General features: G+C 36.8%; 1 protein-coding gene and 2 pseudogenes. All 3 read left to right on the forward strand.

The genetic code is table 11. From position 1 onward, the window contains the following. Positions 1-277 (forward strand): annotated as a pseudogene (locus AZ66_RS32240) (ABC transporter permease); the annotation flags it as partial. A gap of 77 nt (positions 278-354) precedes the next feature. After that, positions 355-1,270: pseudogene (locus AZ66_RS28725) on the forward strand (tetratricopeptide repeat protein). Positions 1,271-1,474: 204 nt separating this feature from the next. Continuing rightward, positions 1,475-2,237, forward strand: a 763-nt coding sequence (locus AZ66_RS28730; protein WP_044358054.1) for a hypothetical protein, incomplete at its 3' end; no start/stop codon positions are given.

Below are 2,237 nucleotides of genomic sequence, written 5' to 3' on the forward strand. Positions count from 1 at the left end.
ATCGTTGGTCACGATGTTGCTAGCGGGGGGCGTACTTGGAATTCCCTATCTACTATTGGATGTGCGTAATATTCGTTATCCGATTATCGAATGGATGGTGACATTCGGCTACAGTCAGTTTATCCGGGTTACACATCTTTTCAACAGTTTCCGTACAGTTAATTTCTTTGGGGACCCTATCCTATATCCGATAGCTGCATTAGCTGTTCTATTGACAGTAACGGCCGTTCTAGTATGGGGAACAACCTTGTTATTCCGCCGTCGGCAAGCATGTTAGTGGTGACAGAGGATGTTGGCTAGGTCTTGAGGGCTGTTGAACAAGGAAAATGATGATTATAAAGGGGAAAACATTCGTTGAGTGCCAATCAAAAAGCTATTGAATATTTAGAAAGTAATGAATATGACAAATCTTTAGATCTTTTCCATGAAGCCGTAAGGGAATCACGTAATGTACAATCATTAAATAACCTTGCATGGATATATCTGCATGAAGAGTGTGACAAGGAAACAGCCCTGACACTTATCAAAGAGGCTATTGAATTAAATCCTTCATCTCATTTTCCTTACAATATTTTGGGGGGAAATTTATGTTGAGAAGGAAATGTGGCAACAGGCCGCAGATGCCTTGAACCAATCTTTGATCATACACCCTTCAAATGAAGCTTATAACAATTTGGCTATTGCCAAATATCATCTTGGACAAATACAAGAAGCTTCAGACTTTTTCCTTCAATGTTCCCGAAATTCTGATTATGCAATGTACAGTCATGTTAAGTGTTTAATCGAGCTTGGGAGAAAAATAGAAGCGAAGAAGAAACTAGATGTATTTTCTGAAGATGATGATGATTTTGTCGGTGATGTAGAAGTTGCAGAGTTATATCTTGAATTAGGCTGTTTCAATGAGTCTATTTATTGGTTTGACAAAGGTTGGGGACAGTATTGGAAAACACCAGACTGGGTTAGTAGATTCGTATACGCTTTATGTAAAACTCAAAATGAAAATCGAGCTCGTGACATCTTGAATGAAGTAATTCAACAAAAAATTGAGGAAATAAAAGAAGCTCATGAAGATGATTGTGACGAGGATTGGACAGAAAGGGAGAAAGAAGAGCACATTAAGCAATTGCTTGATGAGAAAAAAGAATATGAGCATATGTTTGAGAAAATTTCATTAGGATTTATTCCCTCGATGGAATTTAACACTTCAATGAGCTCGGGCTGTTACTTGTTCGGATGTAAACGACACAATCACCCAGAGTACCAAGAATAAAAGGAAAAGTTGATTTGATGGGCTATCCATAAGATGATAGCCCATTTTTTGTTGATTATTAGCAATCCTCATTTTGGTCTGGCATTGCTTCAATTCCACCATTTGCGATACGTTACCATTTGGAGAAGTACGATGTACTGAGGCTAGAGAATCAGCTGGGACATTCGTCGAGTTTTCACCATCTGGAAATGGAGCTATACGATTATGTCAACTAGTTTAATAAACATCGAATTTACGGGAACGCTGGGAAATCTGACGCCTGTTCAGTATCACCAAGAAGCCTTTTCCTGTCTGAAATTTACTGTTGACAATCCAATATATATAATAAGGAAAGCAGGGTGTTTTAAAGGAGATGACGAATTGGTAACCAGTGTAATCAGCAAAGAGATATTTAAATTAAAGCGTAGAAGATTTTTTAAGAAACCTATTATTTTTATCGCCTACAATGACGGTTTCTATTTTCAAAATGTAAGTATTAAAGAAAAAGTAAACTTCGAGAATATAATTAATATTTTCATCGCAGAGCCTTACAGATTATGCGAAAAAAGATTTGTTATATTATTTAAAAGTGCCGATGGAGAAGAATGGAGATTAGATTTAACAAAGTCTTTATTAGGCAGGGGTGTAGAAAAGCTTGAAAAATTGTTTGAACAAGAATGGAGGCCACTATTAAGCAATAAAGAAACAAGTGAGACAATTAAATGGTTTAATGCGGCGTATGCTATTTTTGCTGTAGCAACATGGAGGGATTTGGGAGTGTTTGGCGGATTGGTTCCTACCGAAGGTGCTAAAGAAGATGAATTTTCTATTTTAGCAGCAGATTGGGGAATTGAATCCAGAGAAGAAGCAGATGAAGTTATGGAATTATTATTTTCCGGCAAGACGAATGTACAGTACCTAGAAGAATTAAAAAAATCCAAAGAAGTAGCAGATCCATTTAGATATGAATTGTGTCATGTTATAAAAG

Source organism: Paenibacillus sp. E194, from assembly GCF_000935845.1.
GTDB classification, from domain to species: Bacteria; Bacillota; Bacilli; order Paenibacillales; family Paenibacillaceae; genus Paenibacillus_B; species Paenibacillus_B alvei_B.